22 protein-coding genes are annotated in these 16,684 nt (G+C 60.2%); 7 read left to right on the top strand and 15 right to left on the bottom strand.

From position 1 onward, the window contains the following. The first annotated feature begins 67 nt into the window (after positions 1 to 67). Positions 68 to 1,729 carry an acyl-CoA dehydrogenase family protein gene (locus WDB86_RS12745; RefSeq protein WP_406736088.1) on the top strand — a complete coding sequence of 554 codons (1,662 nt, stop codon included), beginning with the start codon at positions 68 to 70 and terminating at the stop codon, positions 1,727 to 1,729. 88 nt (positions 1,730 to 1,817) lie between these two features. Next, positions 1,818 to 2,321, top strand: coding sequence for an N-acetyltransferase family protein (locus tag WDB86_RS12740; RefSeq protein WP_406736087.1), 504 nt, complete (start codon positions 1,818 to 1,820; stop codon positions 2,319 to 2,321). 9 nt (positions 2,322 to 2,330) lie between these two features. Here WDB86_RS12740 and recO read toward each other — a convergent pair whose 3' ends face one another. The 12 genes from recO to folK form a co-directional block, all read right to left on the bottom strand. After that, on the bottom strand, positions 2,331 to 3,053 hold the full coding sequence (recO, locus tag WDB86_RS12735; protein ID WP_406736086.1) for a DNA repair protein RecO: 723 nt from the start codon (positions 3,051 to 3,053) through the stop codon (positions 2,331 to 2,333). A 1-nt stretch (position 3,054) separates the two neighbouring features. Next, on the bottom strand, positions 3,055 to 3,381 hold the full coding sequence (locus WDB86_RS12730; RefSeq protein ID WP_406736085.1) for a DUF1491 family protein: 327 nt from the start codon (positions 3,379 to 3,381) through the stop codon (positions 3,055 to 3,057). Beyond that, positions 3,381 to 4,292 carry a GTPase Era gene (era, locus tag WDB86_RS12725; RefSeq protein ID WP_339108134.1) on the bottom strand — a complete coding sequence of 304 codons (912 nt, stop codon included), beginning with the start codon at positions 4,290 to 4,292 and terminating at the stop codon, positions 3,381 to 3,383. Before era ends, WDB86_RS12730 begins: the two co-directional genes overlap by 1 nt. Next, positions 4,289 to 4,975: a ribonuclease III gene (gene rnc, locus WDB86_RS12720; RefSeq protein ID WP_339108135.1), complete on the bottom strand. Its 687-nt coding sequence runs from the start codon at positions 4,973 to 4,975 to the stop codon at positions 4,289 to 4,291. The genes era and rnc overlap by 4 nt, the downstream gene beginning before the upstream one ends. After that, positions 4,972 to 5,760, bottom strand: coding sequence for a signal peptidase I (lepB, locus tag WDB86_RS12715; RefSeq protein WP_339108136.1), 789 nt, complete (start codon positions 5,758 to 5,760; stop codon positions 4,972 to 4,974). Before lepB ends, rnc begins: the two co-directional genes overlap by 4 nt. 56 nt (positions 5,761 to 5,816) lie before the next feature. Beyond that, positions 5,817 to 6,242 (bottom strand): holo-ACP synthase, encoded by a 426-nt coding sequence (gene acpS, locus WDB86_RS12710; RefSeq protein ID WP_406721253.1) that lies wholly within the window; start codon positions 6,240 to 6,242, stop codon positions 5,817 to 5,819. Beyond that, the gene (locus WDB86_RS12705) at positions 6,239 to 6,694 is read right to left on the bottom strand and encodes an ABZJ_00895 family protein (protein ID WP_339108138.1); all 456 of its coding nucleotides are present in this window, start codon (positions 6,692 to 6,694) and stop codon (positions 6,239 to 6,241) included. The genes acpS and WDB86_RS12705 overlap by 4 nt, the downstream gene beginning before the upstream one ends. A gap of 24 nt (positions 6,695 to 6,718) precedes the next feature. Beyond that, a complete protein-coding gene (locus WDB86_RS12700; protein WP_339108139.1) occupies positions 6,719 to 7,462 on the bottom strand; it encodes a pyridoxine 5'-phosphate synthase in 744 nt (247 codons plus the stop codon). Between the two features lie 86 nt (positions 7,463 to 7,548). Beyond that, the gene (locus WDB86_RS12695) at positions 7,549 to 8,286 is read right to left on the bottom strand and encodes a DUF2062 domain-containing protein (RefSeq protein WP_339108140.1); all 738 of its coding nucleotides are present in this window, start codon (positions 8,284 to 8,286) and stop codon (positions 7,549 to 7,551) included. Between the two features lie 97 nt (positions 8,287 to 8,383). Then, positions 8,384 to 10,501 (bottom strand): bifunctional (p)ppGpp synthetase/guanosine-3',5'-bis(diphosphate) 3'-pyrophosphohydrolase, encoded by a 2,118-nt coding sequence (locus WDB86_RS12690; protein WP_339108141.1) that lies wholly within the window; start codon positions 10,499 to 10,501, stop codon positions 8,384 to 8,386. A gap of 35 nt (positions 10,502 to 10,536) precedes the next feature. Further along, positions 10,537 to 10,899: a DNA-directed RNA polymerase subunit omega gene (rpoZ, locus tag WDB86_RS12685; RefSeq protein ID WP_339108142.1), complete on the bottom strand. Its 363-nt coding sequence runs from the start codon at positions 10,897 to 10,899 to the stop codon at positions 10,537 to 10,539. A gap of 73 nt (positions 10,900 to 10,972) precedes the next feature. Further along, positions 10,973 to 11,557 (bottom strand): 2-amino-4-hydroxy-6-hydroxymethyldihydropteridine diphosphokinase, encoded by a 585-nt coding sequence (gene folK / locus WDB86_RS12680; protein WP_406736084.1) that lies wholly within the window; start codon positions 11,555 to 11,557, stop codon positions 10,973 to 10,975. 146 nt (positions 11,558 to 11,703) lie between these two features. Here folK and WDB86_RS12675 point away from each other — a divergent pair, with 146 nt between their 5' ends. Both WDB86_RS12675 and WDB86_RS12670 read left to right on the top strand, forming a co-directional pair. Continuing rightward, the gene (locus WDB86_RS12675; RefSeq protein ID WP_339108144.1) at positions 11,704 to 12,258 is read left to right on the top strand and encodes an NYN domain-containing protein; all 555 of its coding nucleotides are present in this window, start codon (positions 11,704 to 11,706) and stop codon (positions 12,256 to 12,258) included. A gap of 123 nt (positions 12,259 to 12,381) precedes the next feature. After that, positions 12,382 to 12,831 carry a YqaA family protein gene (locus WDB86_RS12670; protein ID WP_339108145.1) on the top strand — a complete coding sequence of 150 codons (450 nt, stop codon included), beginning with the start codon at positions 12,382 to 12,384 and terminating at the stop codon, positions 12,829 to 12,831. Here WDB86_RS12670 and WDB86_RS12665 read toward each other — a convergent pair. Genes WDB86_RS12665 through WDB86_RS12655 form a run of 3 tightly spaced genes read right to left on the bottom strand, consistent with a single transcriptional unit; the run spans position 12,828 to position 15,029 of the window. Then, positions 12,828 to 14,135: an MATE family efflux transporter gene (locus tag WDB86_RS12665; protein WP_406736083.1), complete on the bottom strand. Its 1,308-nt coding sequence runs from the start codon at positions 14,133 to 14,135 to the stop codon at positions 12,828 to 12,830. The two genes, WDB86_RS12670 and WDB86_RS12665, sit on opposite strands and share 4 nt — an antisense overlap. A gap of 13 nt (positions 14,136 to 14,148) precedes the next feature. After that, positions 14,149 to 14,655, bottom strand: coding sequence for a PaaI family thioesterase (locus WDB86_RS12660; RefSeq protein WP_339108147.1), 507 nt, complete (start codon positions 14,653 to 14,655; stop codon positions 14,149 to 14,151). Then, positions 14,652 to 15,029, bottom strand: coding sequence for a PaaI family thioesterase (locus WDB86_RS12655; RefSeq protein ID WP_339108148.1), 378 nt, complete (start codon positions 15,027 to 15,029; stop codon positions 14,652 to 14,654). The genes WDB86_RS12660 and WDB86_RS12655 overlap by 4 nt, the downstream gene beginning before the upstream one ends. Before the next feature lie 231 nt (positions 15,030 to 15,260). On the opposite strand from WDB86_RS12655, the gene WDB86_RS12650 reads away from it, so the two are divergent. The 3 genes from WDB86_RS12650 to WDB86_RS12640 all read left to right on the top strand — a co-directional run bounded on the left by WDB86_RS12650 (position 15,261) and on the right by WDB86_RS12640 (position 16,639). Beyond that, the gene (locus WDB86_RS12650; RefSeq protein ID WP_406737049.1) at positions 15,261 to 15,629 is read left to right on the top strand and encodes a MerR family DNA-binding transcriptional regulator; all 369 of its coding nucleotides are present in this window, start codon (positions 15,261 to 15,263) and stop codon (positions 15,627 to 15,629) included. A 213-nt stretch (positions 15,630 to 15,842) separates the two neighbouring features. Further along, complete coding sequence (locus WDB86_RS12645) at positions 15,843 to 16,241, top strand: MerR family DNA-binding transcriptional regulator (RefSeq protein WP_339108149.1); 399 nt, start codon at positions 15,843 to 15,845, stop codon at positions 16,239 to 16,241. A gap of 185 nt (positions 16,242 to 16,426) precedes the next feature. Beyond that, positions 16,427 to 16,639: a hypothetical protein gene (locus WDB86_RS12640; protein ID WP_339108150.1), complete on the top strand. Its 213-nt coding sequence runs from the start codon at positions 16,427 to 16,429 to the stop codon at positions 16,637 to 16,639. Positions 16,640 to 16,684: the final 45 nt, after the last annotated feature.

Genomic DNA, 16,684 nt, shown 5'->3' with positions numbered 1-16,684 from the left:
TTTGGTTTTTTATTGCGCTGCGACCGCAAAAGGATTACAAGGAAGTCCACTCAGGGAGGACTGATTCATGGCGCATGATGGGGCGGAGATGAGCATGACTGGCATTCTGGCGGATCTGACGACAGTGACGGGGGCAACCCTGCCCGAGATCGCCACACTGGTCTCGCAGGCCAAAGAGGCGCTGCGCCACAAGGTAACCGTTGACGGGCGCGTATCGGGTGCCGCACTGGAGGCGCACCAGTTTCAGGCGCATGCGCTGGCATGGCTGGCCACCTATGAGGAAAGCCTCAAACAGCTTCAGGCATGGGCGCTGCGTTCCAGCGAGAACGGTCTGGGTGTGATCGACAGTCTGCTGCTGCAGATCGGCTTTGGCGAATATCTCAACCAGATCGCGGGTGGCATCCCGATGAGCCAGGGCGAGATCGCGCGCCTGTCGGATCTGGAGATCAGCTGGACCCCGTCGGCAGAAGCCCGCGAACTGATGACCCGCGGCAACAGCCCCGAGGCCCGCCAGATGCTGGTTGCCGAGTTGCGCGAGCTGCAGGGCCGTTCGATCTTCGGCACCTCCGGTCTGGACGAAGAGCTGGAGATGGTGCGCGAGCAATTCTACCGCTACGCCGAGGAAAAGGTGAAACCCTTCGCCCATGAATGGCACCTGAAGGACGAGCTGATCCCGATGGAGACCATCGAGGAACTGGCCGAGCTTGGCGTCTTCGGCCTGACCATCCCCGAGGAATATGGCGGCTTCGGCATGTCGAAGGCGGCGATGGCCGTGGTCACCGAAGAACTGTCGCGCGGCTATATCGGCGTGGGCTCGCTGGGCACGCGCTCAGAAATCGCGGCAGAGCTGATCCTTTGCGGCGGCACCGAAGAGCAAAAGCAGAAATGGCTGCCCGGTCTGGCCTCGGGCGAGATCCTGTCCACCGCCGTCTTTACCGAACCGAACACCGGCTCGGATCTGGGGTCTTTGCGGACCCGCGCGGTAAAGGAGGGCGACGATTGGGTGATCACCGGCAATAAGACATGGATCACCCATGCGCAGCGCACCCATGTGATGACGCTTCTGGCGCGCACCAATCCCGAGACCAGCGACTATAAGGGCCTGTCGATGTTTCTGGCCGAAAAGACGCCGGGCACCGATGACAACCCCTTCCCCACCGAGGGCATGACCGGCGGCGAGATCGAGGTCTTGGGCTATCGCGGCATGAAGGAATACGAGCTTGGCTTCGACGGCTTCCGCGTGAAGGGCGAGAACCTTCTGGGCGGCGAGGAAGGCAAGGGCTTCAAGCAGTTGATGGAGACCTTCGAATCCGCGCGCATCCAGACGGCGGCCCGTGCCGTTGGCGTGGCGCAATCGGCCTGCGAGGTGGCGATGCAATATGCCATCGACCGCAAGCAGTTCGGCAAATCGCTGATCGAATTCCCGCGGGTGGCAGGCAAGCTGGCCATCATGGCGACCGAGACGATGATCGCCCGCCAGCTGACCTATTTCTCGGCGTGGGAGAAGGACCACGGCCACCGCTGCGACCTTGAGGCAGGCATGGCGAAACTGCTGGGTGCGCGCGTGGCATGGTCGGCCGCCGACAACGGGTTGCAGATCCACGGCGGCAATGGTTTCGCGCTGGAATACCAGATCTCGCGCATCCTTTGTGACGCTCGCATCCTGAATATCTTCGAAGGTGCTGCCGAGATTCAGGCGCAGGTGATCGCCCGCCGCCTGCTGGGCTGATCTTGCGACATCGGGGCCTTCGGGCCCCGATTCTGATTGCATAGCCCCATAATCCGCGCAATCTGGGCGGAAACATTAGGGGGATGCGATGATCCGTGACGCGCGTGCGAGTGATGCCGAAGATATTCTGGACATCTACAATGACGCGGTGCAGACTACGACCGCCATCTGGAACGAGGTTCTGGTTGATGCCGAGAACCGTCGCGCATGGATTGCCGAGCGTCAGGCTGCGGGCTTTCCGGTCTTTGTGACCGAGCTGGACGGCAAGGTTATGGGCTATGCCAGCTATGGCCCCTATCGCCCCCATGACGGCTATGCGCTAAGCGTCGAACATTCGGTCTATGTGCACCCGTCGATGCGCGGGCGCGGGCTTGGGACGCCGCTGCTTGAGGCGGTGATTGCCCATGCGCGGGATGCGGGCAAACATGTGATGGTGGCGGCGATTTCCGAAGACAACCCCGGATCAATCAAGCTGCATGAGCGGCTGGGCTTTGTTGAAACGGGCCGGATGCCCGAGGTTGGGCGCAAATTCGGGCGCTGGCTCAATCTGGTGCTGCTGCAGCTGAAGCTGGACGACCGTCCCGCACCCTGAAGCCGCGCCCTAAAGCCGCGCGAGCGCCTCGACCAGACGCGCCCGTGCCGCAGGCAAAGGGCGGTTGCCCAATGTGGGGGCCAGATGGGTGTTCAGGAAATAGCCCGTGAGCCCCAGCCCCTCTTCGACCTCGGCCAGAGAGGCAGGCCCCTGCCCCAACAGGAATTGCGGCAAGGGCAGAAGGCGCGGCGCCCAATCGCCCGCACCTGCGCGGCTGACCGCACGACCCGTTTTGGGGCTGACATAGGCCAGATCGTCAAAACTGCCGGTCACCGCACAGCGCGTCAGATCCAACCCGTAGCCCAGATCCTCCAGAAGGGTCATCTCCCAGCGCAGGTAATCCAATATCCAGCCCTCATGGGCCTGCCCGATCACATCGAACAGCGGCTCGGAGCGATGATAAAGGGCGGGATGCGCCTCACGGTCGGGCAATGCGAAAGCCAGCAGAGCGCAGGTGGAATTCAGCCCCAGCAGCGCCAGCCTGTCCTGCATCGCCCCCGCACGCGATTTAAGCGGCTCGACAGTGAAGGCCCCAAGCTGATCGGCCAGACGCGCCCGCCACCGGACGGACACATGGCTTCCCGGTTGCAGATGCGCCGCCATCTTGCGCGAGGCCCCGCCCCGCACGATACCCGCGTGGCGGCCATGGGTTTCGGTGAATACCTCGATAAGGCGCGAGGTCTCGCCCTGCGGACGGCTGGTCAGGATGGTGCCTTGGTCAACCCAATCCATCTCAATCCATCAAACCGTCTTCATCCAGAAGGGTCACGCCCTCGCGGCTTTCGATCTCGATCACCCAGAGGTCACGGTCAAAGCTGCGCTGTTTGCGGATCGAGGCATCGACATCGGCCTCCGGCCCCGCCACCAGAGACATCCATTTGCGCGCACCCGTCATCAGATCGAAACTGCGCTGGAAGGCCTCGGCAGTGCCATCAAGGCGGGTGCATTTCACCAGCACCGCGCCCGAGGCATCATTGCCATGCGCCGTCACATAGGCCGGAATATTCGCAAGTTCGAGCCGTTTGAGATAGGCCTTCACCCAGAATTCCGCCGTCAGCATCAATCGCCGTCCTTGAAATCCAGACCCATCTCGGAATAGCGGTCACGCTCTTCCAGCCAGTTCGGACGCACTTTCACCTGCAGGAACAGATGCACGGTCTTGCCAAGGAATTCGCAAAGATCGGCGCGGGCCGCGGTGGATACGCCCTTGATCGTTTCGCCACCCTTGCCCAGCACGATGCCCTTATGGCCGTCACGCGCGACATAGATCACCTGATCGATACGGGTGGTGCCATCCTCACGGTCGGTCCAGTGCTCGGTCTCGACGGTCAGCTGATAGGGCAGCTCCTCATGCAGACGCAGGGTCAGCTTCTCGCGGGTGATCTCGGCGGCGATCATGCGCATCGGCAGATCGGCGATCTGATCCTCGGGATAGAGCCACGGACCGCTAGGCACCTCGCCGGCCAGCCATTCGCGCAGGTCTTCTACGCCATGACCACGCTCGGCAGAGATCATGAAGGTCTTCACGAAGGGGAAAGCGTCGTTCAGCTTCTGGGTCAGCGCCAGAAGATCCTCGGATTTCACCTTGTCGATCTTGTTGATCGCCAAAGCCACCGGCTGGTCACCACCGCGCTCTTTCAGCGCCTCGATGATCGCCTCGACACCTCCGGTCAAACCACGATGGGCCTCGACCAGCAGAACCACCACATCGGCATCTGCCGCCCCACCCCAAGCAGCCTTCACCATCGCGCGGTCCAGACGACGGCGCGGGCGGAAGATACCGGGGGTATCCACGAAGACGATCTGGCTTTGACCGGCCATCGCCACACCACGGATACGCGCGCGGGTGGTCTGCACCTTATGCGTGACGATCGACACTTTCGCGCCCACCATCCGGTTCAGCAGCGTCGATTTACCGGCATTGGGCTCGCCGATCAGGGCGACAAAGCCTGCGCGGGTCTCTTCGGTCATGCTTTTTTCTCCATCCGGTCGAGCAGGGCTCGGGCTGCGGCCTGTTCGGCCTGACGTTTTGCGCGGGCCTTGGCACGGGCGGTCTCGCCATTTTCAAGTTGCGCTTCGATCTCGAAGACGGGGGCATGGTCCGGCCCGTCGCGCGAGATGGTCACATATTTCGGCGGGGCAAGATGGCGGGCCTGCGCCCATTCCTGCAGGGATGTCTTGGCATCGCGGCTATCGGCATCCACGGATTCGACCCGCTCGCCCCAAAGGCGCAGCACCAGATCGCGGGCGACCTCGAAACCGGCATCCAGATAGACGGCGGCAATCACCGCCTCCATCGCATCGGCCAGAAGCGCCTCCTTGCGGCGGCCTCCGGTCATCATTTCCGACCGCCCCAGCTTCAGCACCGCCCCCAGATCGATTTCGCGCGCGACCTCAGCACAGGCTTCCTTGCGCACAAGCGCGTTGAAACGCGGCGCAAGCTGGCCTTCGGTCGCGGCCTTATCGGCAGAAAACAGCGCCTCGGCCATCGTCAGCCCCAAAACGCGGTCGCCCAGAAACTCCAGCCGCTGGTTATCGGGGCGGGTCTTGGTCGAGATCGACGCATGGGTCAATGCACGAATGATCAGCTCGGGCTTATCAAACTGATGCCCGAGCCTCTCCATGAAGTCTGTGATGTCGCTTGAGAGTTTCACTCGATTGCCTTGAAGAAACGATCCGGACGCCAGGTCCAGAAGAAGAAGAGCGACCGCCCTGCCGAAGAGAACATGATCCGGTCGGCACGGCCCACCAGATATTCTGCCGGTACGAAGCCCACGCCACCGGCGCGCAGCGGCACACGGCTGTCTTCGGAGTTGTCGCGGTTATCCCCCATGAAGAAATACTCGCCTTCGGGGACGGTGAAGACTTCGGTATTATCCAAGAAGCCCTGATCTGTGATATTGAGAATGTCATGGGTCACGCCATTGGGCAGCGTCTCGCGCTGGCGCTCTTTGACACAGGTGCCCCCCTGCCCGACCGGATCATTCGCACAGCGCGGCACCAGACCTTGCGGACCCTGCTGTTCCTTGATCTCGGTGAAATCGGGTGCATTCTCCAGTTTGACGGCCTTATCGTTGATATAGAGCACACCTTCGCGCACCTGGATACGGTCTCCCGGCAGGCCGATCACCCGCTTGATGAAATCGACCCCCTTGGTCGGGTGACGGAACACCACCACATCGCCGCGCTTGGGATCATGCGCCAGAATGCGCCCCGAAATCGGGCAGGCCGCGAAGGGGCAGGAATAGCGCGAATAGCCATAGGCCATCTTGTTCACGAAAAGGAAATCGCCGATCAGTAGCGTATCCTTCATGGACCCCGACGGAATCCAGAACGGCTGGAAGAAGAGCGTGCGGAACACGCCCGCAATGAGCAGGGCCCAGAAAACCGTCTTGATCGTCTCGATGATACCGTTCTGGGACTTCGTCTTGTCTGCCATTCGGGGCTTGCTCCTTTGTGGGTTGCGCCCTTCCTTCGCGCGATGCGCGCGCGCTGTCAAGAAAGGCCAGCACCGGAAGGGGTGGAAAGAGGCCGTGCCTCGATCACAACAAAGGCTTGCGCCCAAGGATGATCATCCGTCAATGTCACATGGATCACTGCCTCGTGACCGGCAGGCGTGATCTGCAAAAGCCGTTCGGCGGCCCAGCCGGTCAGTTCCATCACGGGCTGGCCGGTGGTCAGGTTTGTCACCGCCATATCCTTCCACGAAATTCCCATGCGCAAGCCCGTGCCAAGCGCCTTGGAACAGGCCTCTTTCGCGGCCCAGCGTTTGGCATAGGTGCCCGCCACATCCGCCCGCGCATCGGCCTTGGCCTGCTCTACCGGCGTAAAAACGCGATTGCGGAACCGGTCCCCGAAACGGTCGAGCGTATTCTGGATACGCTCGATATTGGCCAGATCGCTGCCGATGCCGATAATCATGCCTTCGCCTGTCTCTTGGCCAGCTTCTGCGCCTTTTTCTCCATCGCTTTCAGATAGTTCTTCGCACTGGTGCTAAAGAAGAAGCGCGAGATGAGAACCACCAGCAGAAACGTCAGCCCGAAAATGATCGCCAGAAACAACGGCAGTTGCCCAGCAGAAACGCCCGCCTGTGCCCCGGGCAGGAAAAACCATGCCAGCGTGCCCAGCCCCAGTTCGACAAGCGCCACCAGAACGAAGGCCTTCAGTGCAAAACCCCACGCCTCGCCCGCACGGGGACTGCGCTGGTATTTACGCGCAAAGCCCTGCCCCTCGACCATCGCGGCGACCAGGATCGGCACCGCACCGAAAGCCGCCCCCGAAAGCGGCACACCAGCCGTCCGAAGCACCGCAAGCAGCACCGAGGCCAGAACCGACACGCCCACAAAACAGGCAAGGTAACGTAGATAATTCATTGAATGATTTCCGCAAAAACTCGTTTATCCGCGCGCCGCATCCATCAGGTGGCGCATATGTTCAACGGCGGGACGTAGCCCGAGAAACACCGCTTCGGCAATAAGGAAATGACCGATATTCAGTTCGCGGATCTGCTTGATCGCGGCCACCGGCGAAACCGTGTCATAGGTCAGCCCGTGGCCGGCATGCACCTCCAGGCCCAGCTCGGCCGCATAGGCCGCCCCTGCCGCCAGCGCCTCCAGCTCGGCATCGCGTTCGTCAAAGCGGCCCGCGAAATGCATATCGCAGTAATGGCCCGTATGCAGCTCGATCACCTGCGCGCCGATGCGGGCCGAAGCCTCGATCTGGGCGGGTTCGTGGCCGATAAACATCGACACACGGATCCCCGCATCGACCAGCGGCTTCACATATTCCGTCAGCCGCGCCTGATCTGCGGCCACATCCAGCCCGCCCTCGGTGGTGACCTCTTCGCGCTTTTCGGGCACAATGCAGCAGGCATGCGGGATATGACGCAGCGCGATCGCCTGCATCTCGGGCGTGGGCGCCATTTCGAAATTCAGCGGCGTGCTCAGTTCGGCCCGCAAAGCTTCGATATCACTGTCGCGGATGTGGCGACGGTCTTCGCGCAGATGTGCCGTAATCCCGTCGGCCCCCGCCGCTTCCGCCAGCTTCGCCGCCCGCACCGGGCTGGGATAGGACGATCCACGCGCGTTACGGATTGTAGCGACGTGATCAATATTCACGCCAAGACGTAGTTTCTTCGACATTTCAGGGCCAACCTTCAAGGCAATCATCCGGCGCAGAGTATGGCGTGTCTATGCGCCAGATTGAACCCCAATCTGACATGGGCCGATCAGCCCTCGTGCTTGGCAGCCGTGTCATTCGTGCGCCCTGCGACACGCCGTTCACTGCGTTCGCGCGAGCGGGCCGCCAGTTTCGCACGCGCCTGCTCAAGGCGCTCTTTCAGCTTGGCGCGGCGGCGGTTCTGATAGGCCGAAATGAACGGCAGGGTGACGTAATACATGACCACCGCCGCAATCAGCCCCGGCAGCAGCCCGCCAACCAGATAGGGCAGCCAGACATCGGAGAAAAACTGGTGCAACCCGCCCCATTCCGGTCGCGCAGGTGTAAACAGCGCCCAGAAGTTATGCACCAGATCATGGCCTGCCCTCGCGAAAACCTCGCCCAGCGTGCTGGCCGCCTGTGGATCGGGGGTCAGGATAGAGCCGCCCTGCCCCAAAGCCTGACGCGGACGGTCCTGCCCGAGAATCAGCCGCCCGAATTGCGTCGAGAAAACCGCGATGATCGGGAAGGTCAGAGGATTGCCGAAAAACGTCCCCAGAATGGAGGCGATCATATTGCCGCGCAGCAGCCACGCAATGGCAGCCGCCCCAAAGAAATGCAGCCCGAAAAACGGCGTAAACGAGATGAAAACACCTGCCGCAATCCCGCGGGCAATGCGCTGGGGACGGTCGGGAAGACGGTTTATGCGGTGCTTGACATACTGGAACGCACGGGACCATCCCGTGCGCGGCCACAAAGCATCCCGCGCGGCGATCAGGATCGGTTTTTTCTCACGCCGCTTGAACACGTCTGAAATACTTCCTTCTATCCGCAGGGAAACGCCCGATGCGGACACTCATGACCCCATGAACGCCTTCTTATAGGTAAGACGCAACCGCCAATCGTCACGGTTTGCGCGATAAATCGCGCCAACGTTCCACCTGTGCCACATCTGTTTCCGCTTCAAGCGCGGTCAACAGGCGGTGCAGATGTTCCATATCCCGCAACTCCACCTCTATAATCAAAGAGTAAAAGTCCGGTTTCCGATCGACAAAATTCAGATCGGAAATATTCGCCCTCTGCTGGCCAACCAGCGTGCAGATATGGCCAAGCACCCCTGCGTCATTGGAAATCGTGACCTTCAGCGAGGCCGTATAGACCGGCGGATGCTGCCCCCCCTGCCAATGCAGATCGACCCAGCGTTCGGGTTCGCTTTCAACATCTTCCAAAGCGGGGCAGTCGATCGAATGGATCACGACCCCGCGCCCGCGATAGGTAATCCCCACGATCCGCTCGCCCGGCAGTGGCTGACAGCATCCCGCACGGGTAAAGCTCTGATCGGCCCCGAGCCCGATCACGGCACGCGTCGGTTCGACCGTTTCTTCACGACGGTGCACAAGCTCGGGATAGAGCACGCCAATCACATCGCCCGAGGCAATCTCGGCCGAACCCAGACGGGCCAGAACCTCGGTCTCGTCGGTCAGCCCGAGCGACCGTGCCGCCGTGCGCAGCGCCTTATCAGTGACTTTACGACCGACATGTTCAAAGGCCACACGCGCAAGCTCGGCCCCCAGTTTGACAAAGCGTGTCCGGTCTTCCTCGCGCAGCGACTTGCGGATAGCCGCACGCGCCCGACCGGTGCCCACGATATCCAGCCACGTCGCCTGAGGCCGCTGCCCCGAAGCGGTAATCACCTGAACGGACTGACCATTTTTGAGCCTTGTCCAGAGCGGCACACGGATACCATCCACCTTCGCCCCGACGCAGGAATTGCCGATCCGCGTGTGGATCGCATAGGCAAAATCGATCGGCGTCGCCCCTTTGGGCAGCTTCACGACATCGCCTTTGGGCGTGAAACAGAAGACCTGATCGGAATACATCTCGAGTTTGACATTCTCGAGGAATTCCTCGTGATCCCCCTCCCCGAAGCGTTCGGTCAGGGTGGTGATCCATTGTGCCGGATCAACCGCGAAGGGGTTCGAGGACCGCTCGCCATCCTTATAGGCCCAATGCGCGGCCACCCCCGATTCGGCGACCTCATGCATCTGGCGGGTGCGGATCTGCACCTCGACGCGCTTGCCATCACGACCCGACACGGTGGTATGGATCGAGCGGTAGCCGTTGGTTTTCGGCTGGCTGATGTAATCCTTGAACCGGCCCGGAACGGCGCGCCAGCGGTGGTGGATCAGCCCCAGCACACGGTAGCATTCGGCCTCGGTCTTGGTGATCACGCGGAACCCGTAGATGTCGGACAGGCGCGAGAAGGCCAGCTGCTTCTCTTCCATCTTGCGCCAGATGGAATAGGGACGCTTGGCCCGACCGAACACATCGGCGTCAATCTTGGCCTCTTCCAGCAGCAGACGGATATCGCCCGAGATCTTGGGGATCACATCCCCCGTCTCTTTCTGCAGCCCGACAAAGCGGCGGATGATCGAGGTGCGCGCCTCGGGGTTGAGCACCTTGAAGGCCAGATCCTCCAGCTCCTCGCGCATCCACTGCATCCCCATGCGGCCCGCAAGCGGCGCATAGATCTCCATGGTTTCGCGGGCTTTCTGGGCCTGCTTTTCCGGCTTCATCGACTTGATCGTGCGCATGTTATGCAGACGGTCCGCCAGCTTCACCAGAATAACCCGCAGATCCTTCGACATCGCCATGAACAGCTTGCGGAAATTTTCCGCCTGTTTGGTCTCGGATGAGGACAGTTGCAGATTGGTCAGCTTGGTCACACCATCGACCAGCTCGGCGATAGGTTCCCCGAAAAGCCCCGCGACCTCGGCATAGGAGGCACGGGTGTCTTCGATCGTGTCATGCAAAAGCGCCGTGACAATCGTCGCATCATCCAGACGCATCTCGGTCAGGATCGCGGCAACGGCGACAGGATGCGTGAAATAGGGCTCGCCCGAGCGGCGGAACTGCCCTTCATGCATCTTCAGCCCGTAAGCATAAGCGTTACGGATCAACCCGTCATCGGTATGCGGGTTGTAGTTGCGAACGAGCGCGATCAGGTCTTCGACTTCGATCATTGACGCCCGTTCCGCATACCATTCAACAGATCAGATTATTCGCGGCCCTGCGCTTCCATCAGCGCGCGCAGCATCCGCTCTTCGTTCATGTCGTCATCAGCCGGCTTGTCGGCAGAGGCGGGCTCGCCTGCCATAAGCTGGGCCATCTGATCGTCTTCGGGTTCATCGACTTCGATCTGGGTCTGGTTCGCCTCGATAAGACGTTCGCGCAGATCGTCTGCGGATTGGGTCTCATCCGCGATTTCACGCAGCGCACAAACCGGATTTTTGTCGTTGTCACGATCAACCGTCAGGGCAGAACCGGCGGCGATCTCGCGTGCACGATGGGCAGCAAGCATCACCAGTTCGAAACGGTTCGGGACTTTGTCAACGCAATCTTCAACCGTCACGCGGGCCATATGTCACTCCAGTCGGATCTCGGGGAATGTCTGAATTGCCTACATAGGGACAAACAGCACGGTTGACAAGCGCTCATTCGCGCAGATCGTCGGCCACAAGCGGGGAAAGCCCGGCAATTTGTGATTCTGGAAGCGCCTCGACAAGCTGTTCCAGTGTCTGTCCGGTCAGCGGATGCACCCAGTTCGGGACGATCTCCCGCATGGGAATCAGCACGAATCCCCGATCCTCAAGCCTCGGATGCGGCAGAATCAACTGCTCCGGAGTAGCTTTTTGCTGCTCTTCGAAGGGCAAATCCCGCCAATGACGCAACGTCACATCGGACGGATGAATGATGTTACCGCAATCAATCAGATCGATATCGATCACCCGCGGCATCCAGCGCCCGTGCCGCACACGGCCAAGACCGCTTTCGATTTCATGCAGCAAATACAATATGTCAGTAGGACTGCCGGAAGCGCGGAACAGTCCACAGGCGTTGACAAAATCCGGCCCGCTGCCCGCCGGATAGGCCGCCGACCGATAAAAGCGAGACATCGCCACGGGACGAAATGACGCAACGCAGAGCCGTTTGAAGGCTTCCCTGATTGCATCAGATGGGCTACCCAAAGTGGATGTCATATTGGCCCCGAAGGCGATGATAATCGTGTTACTATCCATTTAGACAGATACCCATGACCGAGCTGCATTGCTATCTGAGATCGGTATCACTCGCGTCGAATAATGAGTAGGGAAGTTTTGGGCATCCGGCCCCACTTTGGATGCCCGTGTTGTAGCGAGTGTGAAATAGAAAGGATTTTGATTTCATGTTCTACAAAGACGAACGGCTTGCGCTGTTCATTGACGGCTCGAACCTCTACGCAGCGGCAAAGTCGCTCGGGTTCGATATCGACTACAAGCTGTTGCGTCAGGAATTTGAACGCCGCGGCAAGCTTGTTCGGGCCTTCTATTATACCGCGCTGCTCGAGAACGAAGAATATTCCCCGATCCGTCCGCTGGTCGACTGGCTGCATTACAACGGGTATGCGATGGTCACCAAGCCGGCCAAGGAATACACCGATTCCATGGGCCGCCGGAAGGTGAAGGGCAACATGGATATCGAACTGGCCGTCAATGCGATGGAGCTTGCTCCGCGTCTTGATCACGCGGTCCTGTTCTCCGGCGATGGCGATTTCCGGCCCCTGGTCGAGGCGCTGCAACGCCAAGGCGTGCGCGTATCGGTCGTGTCCACGATCCGCTCGCAGCCGCCGATGATCGCGGACGAACTGCGCCGCCAAGCCGACAATTTCATCGAGCTTGACGCCCTGCGTGACGTCGTTGGCCGTCCCCCGCGCGACCCGCGCGAAGAAGACTCAAACTGATCCGTTTTATCACTCACGGAACCGGCTCGACGGGCGAGACATTTTACTGTCATCGCCCGTTTTGCTTTTCGGGCCCAACGAGTGCCCTTTCGAGGGTCACACCATGCCTGCGACGGAGCCCCTATGTTCGACCTATCCGCCTCCCTGACCGGCCTGTTCTTCTCCGGACTTCTGGCGGCCACTCCGATCCCCGCGCAATCCGAAATCGTGTTTGTGGCAATGCAGACCGCGCAGGCGGCACCTATCGGATTGATGATCCTGATCGCGGGGATCGGCAACACGCTCGGCGCCCTGATCACCTATTACATAGGGCGGCAGGTCAACCGCTGGCGTGACCGCAAATGGTTTCCCGCCAGCCAGAAGCAGCTTGACCGCGGCCATCGCTGGTTCGACCGTTGGGGCCTATGGATCCTGTTTCTCAGCTGGGCCCCGGGTGGAGACCTAATCTGCCTGATCGCAGGCATCCTGCGGATGTCGCTCTGGCTTTATCTGCCCATCGTATTTCTGGCAAAAACCGGCCGCTATGCCGCCGTGGCGTGGATCACCGCGCAAGCCATGCAGATCGTCAACTAAACGATGCGCGCTTCAAGGCGGGGATAAAGCGCCCCAAGGCTGAGCGCACGCAGTAGGTTCAGCACCATCAATGCCGCCCAGAGGCCATGATTGCCCCAAAGCGGCACCATCAGGAACAGCGCCGCCACATAAACGGCGACAGAGACAATCATCGCATCCCGCATGGCACGGGTCTGTGTGGCCCCGATAAAAATGCCATCCAGAATATAGCTGCCGAAGCTGGCCAGCGGCATGATCATCATCCACGGCAGATAGTGTTTTGCGAGCGCACGCACCTCTTCGGCCCGCGCCATCAGATTGATGATCTGCGGTCCGAGCAGGGCAAAGACCACCCCCAGAAGGACGGCGAAACCAAAGCTCCAGAACCCGTTCAGCCAGCCTGCCCGTCGTAGCCGCGCCACCGACCCCGCCCCGACGGCCTGCCCCACAAGGCTTTCTGCCGCGAAGGCAAAACCGTCCAGCGCAAAAGAGGTGATCTGCAGGAATTGCAGCAGCACCTGATTGGCCGCCAGAGCCACATCCCCGCGCCCCGCCGAGATGAACAGGAAGGTGGTGAAACTGGCCTGCAGCAGAACCGAGCGGATCATGATATCGGTATTGACCCGCACCAGCCGTCCCAGTTCGGCACGGTCAAACAGACGGCCCAACGCACAGGCTGCGGGAAGGAAGGCTGCGCGCGCAAACCACAGACCCAGCCCCGCGCCCAATATCTCGGAGATCAGGCTGGCCGTGGCCACGCCCTTGATCCCCCAGCCCAGCCCCAGAACAAACGCCAGATCCAGCACCACATTGAGCGCATTCATCACAATCTGAATCATAAGAACGGTGCGCGTGCGTTCTAGTGCGATCAACCAGCCGATCAGCCCGTAAAGCCCGATTGTCGCAGGCGCGCCCCAGATGCGGATCGACAGGTAGGTGCGGGCAAGGCTTTCGACCTCGGCGCTGGCCGGTGCAAGGCGGAACGCCAGATCGAACAGCGCCTGCTGCCCGATCCAGAGCCCGCCCCCCGCAACAAGCGCCAGCAACAGCGCCCGCAGAAGACCGGCTGCGGTTTCCACCGCATCCCCCCGCCCATGCGCCTGCGCCACAAGCCCTGTCGTACCCATGCGCAAAAACCCGAAGATCCAGTAGAGCGACGACAGGATCACCGCCCCCACCCCCACGGCACCGATGGGCGCGGCCTGCCCGATCTGCCCGACAACCGCCGTATCCACGAGGCCCAGCAAAGGCACCGTCACATTGGAAATCACCACCGGAACGGCGATGGACAAGACACGGCGGTTGGTGATGGGCGAAGCCGGCATGGGCAGGCTCCTTTTAGCCGGCCAGATCAGCCGGTTCGGGCATTAGGAAATGTCCCGTCGCCTGCGCGATAGGCCGCAAGCGGTTGTCCTGCCAAGCTTCGACAAACACACTGGCATACCGCCGCCCCGAACGGGTGATCTTGGCGCGTGCATAGGCGTCGCGCGGCAGGCCCGGACGCAGATAATCCATCGTGATATCGATGGTCTTCGGCGTGGGGGGCAGCCCGTCCAGCGCCACTTTTCCGGTTTCGAAATCCGGCCAGAGGGTGGACCAGCTTAGACCGACAATCGCGGTAATCTCCATGAAGGCCGCCGTTGCCCCGCCATGCAGCGCCGGCACCGACGCATCGCCGATCAGGCTTTCCTTGAACGGCAGGATCGCGGTCAGCTCGTCGCCACGACGGTCGAATTCCACCCCGAGGAAGTTGATATAGGGGATCGCCGCCACCAGTTGCCGCAGCGCCTCGTCGCGCCGTTTCTTGATGACCTGCACAGGTTCCGGAGACAGACGGGTTTTCATGCTTTGGCCTCCTCGGGCAGATAGACGGTAAAGGCGGCCGTGGCCTGCGCCACCGGCACACCGCCCGACGCGTCGCTTTCGTCATGCGCCACGGCCCGCACGAAGGCGATGCTGCGCGAGATATGATAGACCTCTGCAGAGGCAACAATGCTCTGTCCCGGCTTGGCCGGACGCATATAATCGATCCGCAGATCCAGCGTTGCGGTGCTTCGGGGCTGCGAGGGATGCGCCATGACAGCCGTGGCACAGCAGGTGTCCATCAACACCGAAACAGCCCCGCCATGAATGACGCCGGTTTCGGGATCTCCTATCAACTTTTCGTTATATGGCAAGACCATACGGGCCTTACCCGAGGACACATCGACGACTTTCATATTCAAAGATCGGCAATGCGGCAGGCCTTCCAAAAACGATTTCATCAGAAAACTGTCGTTTTTCGTGTCATTTGTTAGATTATTTGTGGTGTTCACGTGCTAACTCCGACTTTCTACGCTAACACTATCTGCCTGCCGTCACCGCAGCACAAGTGCCGCACCCAACGAATTCCCGCATTGATTGCGGTTGAAATACTGGCCATTGCTGTTAGCGTATCGCCGAAAAGAAGAATGGCAAGGCGAATGCTCAACCTAAAGGAAATGTGCGCAAAGTTCGAAGTCACCCCTCGGACCCTGCGATATTACGAATATATCGAATTGCTCGCCCCCACACGTGAGGGGCGAAAACGTTTTTATGGCCCAAGAGAAATCGCGCGGATGACGATCATTCTGCGCGGCAAAAGATTTGGCTTTTCTCTGGAGGAACTCCGCCAGTGGCTGGAGATCTACGACACCGAGGGCACGGAAGAACAATTACGCGTGTTTTTGGACCTGTCGGAACGGCAATTAGCCACATTAGAGAAACAACGCGCCGAATTGGACAAAACTATATCGGAATTGCGCAACTTGCGCGAACAAGCGCTTGCCATGAGCCAGTAACATATAAGCAACTTGATCTTTTACGCTTGGGAATGCATATCGCGGATAGGTAGTTTGTCCGTATCTACCCCTTTTAAAAAGCCTTTCATGTATACCTACTACCGATCTTGTCGGGCATTGTTGCGCTGCACCACCAGCGCTGCTTTTGAAATATCGAGTATCGCATAGGTGGAAATTCATCTGCTGCCTGTGCATTAACTGTGTGAGGCACGGATGGAAAATGAAGTGATGACGATCCGCGAGATGTGCGACGCCTTCGAGGTGACCCCGCGCACATTGCGGTTCTACGAAAGTAAGGAACTCCTGTTCCCGATACGAGAGGGTCAAAAGCGACTGTTCACCCGCCGCGACCGCGCGCGACTCAAGCTGATCTTGCGCGGCAAACGGTTCGGGTTCAGTCTCGAAGATATCCGCCAGCTTCTGGATCTTTACAGCGTTGGCGATAATCAGGTGACGCAGCTGACCGAAACGCTCAAACTGGCGCGCAACCGGCTTGAAGAAATGCAGCAGCAACGCGACGATCTTGTAACCGCTATTGACGAGCTGAGTGCAGAGATCGAGTCAGGGGAAAACCGGCTTGAGGCGCGTCGCGCCGAAAGTTCGGCCGCCTGACCATTCATGCAATCCCTTTCGTAACCCATTCCGACAAACGGCCACCTTTTCATGGCAGCCTGTTCTCAGGGGGGCTTTGGCCAATCCACTCTTGGCAAAAACTCAGCCCCCCTGTTGTCGTTCTTCCAGCGCTTCAAAATCCCGCCATATTCTGCCTCTAGAAGGAAGAAAACCGCAGGATCTCCATGCCCAAACGTCTCCGACTGACCCGCCGCTTTCCCGTTGCCATGACCAATGACGCCTATCGCCGCCTGCAGCGATTTGCGCAGGACGCGGAGCTGTCGCAAGACGAGGCCCTGACCTTCCTCTTCGAGAATTTCAGCTCGGTCTTTCGTGACGACAATCTTGCCGCGCGCCTGAGCCTGTTCAAAGCCGAACTGGCAGATCGCAAAGCGTGACCTTCGCGGCATTCGGGCGCATACTGGACCCGTTCCAGCAGGCCA

Source organism: Thioclava sp. GXIMD4215, from assembly GCF_045291555.1.
Lineage (GTDB): Bacteria > Pseudomonadota > Alphaproteobacteria > Rhodobacterales > Rhodobacteraceae > Thioclava > Thioclava litoralis.
This window is presented reverse-complemented; position numbering and strand designations above follow the sequence as displayed.